The following is a 5,417-nucleotide window of genomic DNA, read 5'->3' as shown; positions in this document are numbered from 1 at the left end:
GCCGGGTGCGCGATGGTTCGCGGGGCGCGGCCCGGCGCTGCCGGTGGCCGAGTCCATCGGCGAGCAGCAGGCCTACTTGATCGCTGTCGATGCGGCCATCGGGCGGCAGGAGGCGAACCTGGGCGCCGATCGCGCGGCGCTGACCGACCCTGCGCGCCAAGGCCCCATCGTGCAGGCCGTGCGTGACGAGCTCGTCCGGGCCTTCCCCGCCCACGCCATGCCAGACCTGGTGAGCTACAGTCTCTACGGCTGGCTGGCCAGCCGCCCCCGCTGAGGAGCCCGGACCATGCGGCTGCTGATCACCGGGCTGGGCGGCACGCTGGCGCCAGTGCTGGCGGCCGCCGCGCTGGCCCGGGGCCACGCGGTGCTGCGCTGGGACCGACAGGCGCCGGGCTTCGAGTCAGGCGGCGCGTTCCGCCAACTGCAGCCTGACGCAGTGGCGCACTTGGGCCTGTCGGACGCTGCCGGCAGCCGCCAGCTCGCCGGGCTGGCTGCCGAGGCCGGGCTGCCGTTCCTCTTCACCAGCACTGCGATGGTCTTCGACCATGCGCCCGACGGGCCGCACCACCCTGCCGACCCACGCACCGCGCGCGACGACTACGGGCGACTGAAGATCGCCTCGGAGGATGCCGTGCTGGCCGAGTGCCCTTCGGCCAGCGTTGTGCGCCTGGGCTGGCAGATCGGCGACGCGGCCACGGGCAACACCATGCTCGCGGCGCTGGACCGCTGGCAGGCCGAGCAGGGCGAGGTGGCCTTGAGCCATGCGTGGCGGCCGGCCTGCAGCCACCTGCACGACACCGCCTCGGCGCTGCTGGATCTGCTGGCGCACCCCGGCATCCACCACCTCGACGCCAACACCGACGAAGGATGGACCATGGCCGAGATTGGTGCAGCGCTGCAGCGCCAGCACGGCCGCACGCATTGGCGGCTACGCGTGCACGAGGACTACCGGCATGACCAGCGCCTGAAGGGCGGGCCCGTCGTGCCGCCGCTGTCGGCGCGGCTGCCGCTGCAGCGCGCATAGCGCACTCAGGAAGCGGCCCCGCAACAGGGCTTGGTGCTCGGGCACCGCCCCTCGGAATGTGGCGCGGAAGGACGGCGGCATCGCTGGCAGTGTCTGCCGCTGCATCACCGGGCCGGCGCCATCGGACCAGCGGGCGCAGCTCAACGCCGCTGGGCATGGGGAGCTGAAGCTCAAGACGCCGTGGCACGGCGGAGCCACGCCCCTGGCGATGAGCCCGCTGGAGTTCATACAGCGGCTGGCCGCGCTGGTGCCGCTGCCGCCGCCGAGTGCGAGGTCGAGACCGTCCAGGCGCTGTCGCACCGCATCAGCTGGGCGAGCTTGCTCAAGCGCGTCTTCGACTTCGACATGCACCTTTGCCCGAACTGCGGCGCCTGGGAATTGAAGAACATCGCGGCCATGCTGGAGCTGCCGGTGGTCGAGAGGTTCCTGACCCACCTGGGGCTCGAGCCTCCGCCCATGGGTCGGGCATGCACGGTGGGCCAAGACCGACGCTGCCTGAGCCGCGCCAGGCGTCCATGTTCGGCGTCACATTGACAGTGGCTGGATCTACCGCCGCGGCAAGAAACATGAGACGCTGTCTCCGCCAGCCGGAGGGCCTGAAGTGGTGGTTCCAGGTACGCCGGGTGACTGACGATGCCTTCGGAATCTTGAACGTGACCTCAGGTGGGCGGGACAGTTCAAGCCAAGCCAGCGTTGACGCATCCGGAGGCCAACTTGTCAGAATGCCAGGGAGCGAGCTTTCATGAACGTCGGCTCCTGGCCGGGAGAAGCAGTTCCCTGTTGCGCCACAAAGTGGACGCTCAGTGCATACAGCTTTCGCAGAGCTTAATTGACCCAGTGCAAAGACATCGGTTGCGCGCCGGCGCATCTTGTTGGGCCTTCAACTCGATGGGAGACCATCATGGGATCAGCAGCCGACAAAGCTCATCGCGAGCCGTGGAACAAGGGCAAGATCGTGGGCCAGAAGGCGCCGTTCAAGCTCAAGGACATCTGGGCACTCCGGGTTCGACTTCAGATGGAAGGCCGGGTGCGTGAGCTGGCGCTCTTCAACTTAGGCATCGACAGCAAGCTGCGCGGCTGCGATCTCGTCAGCCTCAAGGTCCGGGACATTTGCCACGGCGAGCAGGTCGCGTCCCGCGCCATGGTGATGCAGCACAAAACACAGCGCCCGGTGCAGTTCGAAATCACGTCAGGTACCCGTGACGCTGTACAGAAATGGATCAAGCATGCGGCATTGAAGTCTGACGATTTCCTTTTCCCAAGCCGAATTCATGAATCGCCACATCTGGGCACGCGACAGTACGCGCGGATTCTTGAAGGCTGGGTGGAAGAACTGGGTCTAGATCGGGCGGATTACGGCACGCACTCGATGCGACGGACCAAAGCAACGTTGATCTATCGGCGCACAAAGAATCTACGAGCCGTTCAGTTGTTGCTGGGCCACTCCAAACTCGAGTCCACCGTACGGTACCTGGGCATCGAAGTCGACGATGCCCTGGAGATATCCGAACAAACCGAGATTTGATCGAGATAAGGCAATTTCCGCTCGGCCGGCAGCGACGGCTGGGCGGAATGCGTTTGAAGGCGTGGACCGGACGGCCGCTTACAAGCACCTGCGCGATCGCCGGCTGTTGGCCATCTCCGAAAGCTCAGATGTCAAAGCTGAGCGGCAGAAACGTGCCCATAGCTGAAGTTCGTCGAATTTCAGCAATCGACCCGGAGCGATCCTCCGATCCACCGAATTGGCGGCCTGAAAGCAGTCACTCAACCGCTCGATGCAGAGGAAGCTGTAGGGCGGGTCAAGAGCCGCCATCCACCGCAGCATAGGCAAGGTCGAAGCCTGCACAATCGGTTCGGCGGCGGGTCGCGACCCGACCTACATGACTGTTTGTGCCTTTGCTCCAGGCCCATTTGAAGGCCGGCTGAGCAACTTCATCGCCCCCGGAAAGCCTGGCGCCAGGCGCTCGGTGAGACGGCGAATCGGCGCCGAAAGTGGCGGCGCAGCGAGGCGGCCGAACCCAGCCCGGTCTGCACGGCAATCGCGTCCATGCCCAGATCGCTGCTTTCCAGCAATTGCTGCACTTGTTGCAGCCGTGCGTGCAGCAGCCAGTCGCCCAAGGCCTGCCCGGTGTGCTGCTGGAACTGGCGGGTGAAGGTGCGCCGGCTCATGGCGACCTGGGCCGCGCAGGCATCCACGCTGTGCCCTTCATGCAGGCGCGTTTGCAGGCTTTGCAGCAAGCCGCTGAGGCGTTCGTGGCGCCCGGTGCTGGGCAGTGCCTGTTCGATGAACTGCAACTGACCGCCCTGCCGGTGCGGCGCGGTCACCAGCCGGCGCGCCACGCGGTTGGCCACGGCCTGGCCCAGGCGCTGGCGCAGCAGATGCAGGCAGCAATCGAGGGCGGCGGCGGTTCCGGCCGAGGTCAGGACCTGGCCATCCTGCACGTACAGCACGTCGGGCATCAGCTGCACCTCGGGGTGCAGGCGCGCCATGTCCGCCGCATGCGCCCAGTGCGTGGCGGCCTGCCGCCCGTCCAGCAGGCCGGCCTGGGCCAGCACAAAAGCCCCGAGACACAGGCCTACCACGAGTGCGCCTCGGGCATGGGCGGCGCGCAAGGCCTTCAGCACCAGGGGCGAGGCCGGCAACTCGGGGTCGGACCAGCTAGGTACGATCACCACATCCGCCGCGGCCATTGCCTGCAAGCCCTGTTGGACCTGCAGACCCACCCCGACGCTGCTGGGGATCAGGCCGGGGCGCTCCGCACAAATCTCGAGCTGCATCGCAGGCACCCCGGGGTGCGATTCACCAAACACCACGCAGGGAACGGACAGGTGAAACGGGCTGATGCGTTCAAAAGCGAGCACGCATACGGAAAGGGAAACGTACATGGCGCAGCGGGCACGTGGCAACGTGAGGGGCGATTAACTTTGGCCCAATGTTAGCGATAAAAGGCGTTTCGGCCACTGTTGGCGCGGGCGTCGGGCTCGAACAATGGTGACTCTTTCAAGAACCGACACGCTTCGCCATGAGCTCTATCCTCATCAAGACCTACCGCCCGCATGTTGAGGCCTTGCTGGCCCGCTACCAGCCGCAGATAGGTGCGGACCTGCCCGGCTACCGCAACCATGTCTACCGAGCCATCAGCTATGCCATGCACTTCTTGGCTCAGGCGCCGGACGCTGAGCGTTTGGTGGAGACGGCTTTTGCGTACCACGACATCGGCCTGTGGAGCGATGGCGCGCTGGCCTATCTGGAGCCTTCCGAAGCCCTGGCCTTGGCCGACAACCAGCGACACGGTTGGGGCCTGGACCCGGCTGTGCTGGCTGGTGCCATCCACTGGCACCACAAGGTCACGCCCTACCGAGGGCCCCACCAGGAAGTGATCGAGGCCTGCCGCAAGGCCGACTGGATCGACGCCAGCCAGGGGCTGCTGCGCAAGGGCCTTGCGCGATCGGACATCCGCGCCGTCGAAGCCGCGTTTCCCAATCTGGGCTTTCACGCCACCTTGCTTCGCCTGGCCAGGGACTATGGTGGCTCCACCCTGAAGGGCGGCATCGCGGTGACCCGCGGCATCGTCAAATGGTGAGCCCGAGCCGGCCTAGGTGGTGCGGTTCAGGCACCGGAGGCGCAGGCGTTCGCCAGCTGAAGTCGTATCCACCGTGAATTGACCCTGTTCCCGTAGCCCCTTCAAGCCTAACTGCAGGCGCGCCACAGTTGCCGTCCAGCGGTGACCGCTTGTTGTCGAGACCAGTCCCCGACTGAGGGAGCTACGATCGTCGGCAACCGCTGCGCTGCCGTCCTTCGCCGTTGACCTCGAACTTCGGCTTTGGGCACGGAGTCGACAACCGCAGACTCGTTCGCCGTTCACGCCGACGCCGCCGATTGCTAATTTGCAGCTTGGGAAAGCTGTCATTGGATCCAACAGCATCTTGCACGTAGCTGTACAAGAACGCCGATTCATTGACTGTCAGCTTCGGAAGGTGAAGCTGTCGTCCGACCAACAAAGCCCCCAAAGGCCGGTCTCGCACACTGCGGTCGTTGGCCGACCAAAAACGAATGGCCGCAGCCAGCCTCTTGCAGTCATCGGAGCGTTTAGGGGCTGCTCGGACCGCAAGAACTTCTGGAAAAACCAAAGAAAAAGAGCGCTCAAACTGAGCGCTCTTTTATATATAGCAACAAGCCCAAACAGGGCTGCGATTTGCTTCGTATTTCTAGGTCGTCTTTACCTGTCAAGCTCGAGTTTACGACTTTACTGTTACAAATGACCACCCCGCAAACCCGCATGAATGCTGGAGGCTTGTTTACGACTTTATTTGCGTGTTTACGACTTTAATTACCCAGAATACCAACGGGCGGTTCAATCGCCCTTTACTCCACCGTCACACTCTTGGCCAG

5 protein-coding genes and 1 pseudogene are annotated in these 5,417 nt (G+C 64.7%); 5 read left to right on the top strand and 1 reads right to left on the bottom strand.

From position 1 onward, the window contains the following. The 4 genes and pseudogenes from QE494_RS16140 to QE494_RS16125 all read left to right on the top strand — a co-directional run. Positions 1-274 (top strand): annotated as a pseudogene (locus QE494_RS16140) (hypothetical protein); the annotation flags it as partial. A 12-nt stretch (positions 275-286) separates the two neighbouring features. Next, positions 287-1,024 (top strand): sugar nucleotide-binding protein, encoded by a 738-nt coding sequence (locus QE494_RS16135; RefSeq protein WP_300044932.1) that lies wholly within the window; start codon positions 287-289, stop codon positions 1,022-1,024. Between the two features lie 180 nt (positions 1,025-1,204). Further along, positions 1,205-1,558, top strand: a complete 354-nt coding sequence (locus tag QE494_RS16130; RefSeq protein WP_300044930.1) for a hypothetical protein — start codon at positions 1,205-1,207, stop codon at positions 1,556-1,558. A gap of 367 nt (positions 1,559-1,925) precedes the next feature. Next, positions 1,926-2,549: a tyrosine-type recombinase/integrase gene (locus QE494_RS16125; RefSeq protein ID WP_300044927.1), complete on the top strand. Its 624-nt coding sequence runs from the start codon at positions 1,926-1,928 to the stop codon at positions 2,547-2,549. Between the two features lie 407 nt (positions 2,550-2,956). Here QE494_RS16125 and QE494_RS16120 read toward each other — a convergent pair whose 3' ends face one another. Continuing rightward, entirely contained in the window at positions 2,957-3,886 is a 930-nt protein-coding gene (locus tag QE494_RS16120; RefSeq protein ID WP_300044924.1) for a GlxA family transcriptional regulator, read from the bottom strand. A 161-nt stretch (positions 3,887-4,047) separates the two neighbouring features. Between QE494_RS16120 and QE494_RS16115 the strand changes: the two genes are divergently transcribed. Continuing rightward, positions 4,048-4,608, top strand: coding sequence for a phosphohydrolase (locus QE494_RS16115; protein ID WP_108616802.1), 561 nt, complete (start codon positions 4,048-4,050; stop codon positions 4,606-4,608). The last annotated feature ends 809 nt before the right edge of the window (positions 4,609-5,417 follow it).

This window comes from Ramlibacter sp. (assembly GCF_029866045.1).
GTDB lineage: Bacteria > Pseudomonadota > Gammaproteobacteria > Burkholderiales > Burkholderiaceae_C > Ramlibacter.
The sequence above is the reverse complement of the archived record's forward strand: the minus strand, read 5'-3'. Positions and strand labels throughout refer to the sequence as shown.